Below are 769 nucleotides of genomic sequence, written 5' to 3' on the forward strand. Positions count from 1 at the left end.
TGTTGTGATTGTGCCAACGGTAATGGATGCGGGTTTACCCTCTGGTCCTGCCACCATTCCAAGGGGTTCTGACCATTCACCATTATTCAGCTTGATATAGGTTTTGGCTTCATGCTCTGCAGCAGCCAATTGTAAATACATATCACCAGAGCGGGGCACGCCACGTTCATCTTGAATGCCAGTCGAAGCATCAGGTGTTTCATTGCCAACATACCAACGTGAGCCAGTGTCTCCTTTTGGCCCAGTAGGCAATAAAAAATCAAACACAGTCGTCGTGCCTGTTGTTGTTGATTTAACTTGCGCCGAACTGCCTGGGCTTAATGTTACTGTATTACCAGCAACAATAGTCGGCGTAACACCATCTTGACCAGCCTCACCTTGAACGCCTGTATCGCCTGTATCTCCTTTGTCGCCTTTATCCCCTTTAGGTAATACAAAATCTAGCAACGCAGCATTCTCAGTTCCACGATTAGTAATACTGGCATTATCCCCTTTGGAAACATTACCAATTTGGATCGTACCAGCTTTACCGTCTGTGCCAGCCTCACCTTGTTCACCTTGAAGACCTTGGGCACCTTTAATATTACCAGTCAATTGCCATTCAGAACCGTTATTGACATAAATATTATAGGTCAGTTCATCAATATAATAATCAGATTCTTTATAGTTCTTTGATGGCGCAGGAACACCTTCAGCACTAATCCATAAAGACCCACGCTCACCTTTATCACCTTGCGCACCCGTTGCACCATCTTGACCAGGCAGCCCT

1 pseudogene is annotated in these 769 nt (G+C 45.5%); it reads right to left on the reverse strand.

From position 1 onward, the window contains the following. Window positions 1-769: pseudogene (locus PQG54_RS12285) on the reverse strand (hypothetical protein); the annotation flags it as partial.

The sequence above is a fragment of the Commensalibacter communis genome (assembly GCF_947179015.1).
GTDB classification, from domain to species: Bacteria; Pseudomonadota; Alphaproteobacteria; order Acetobacterales; family Acetobacteraceae; genus Commensalibacter; species Commensalibacter communis.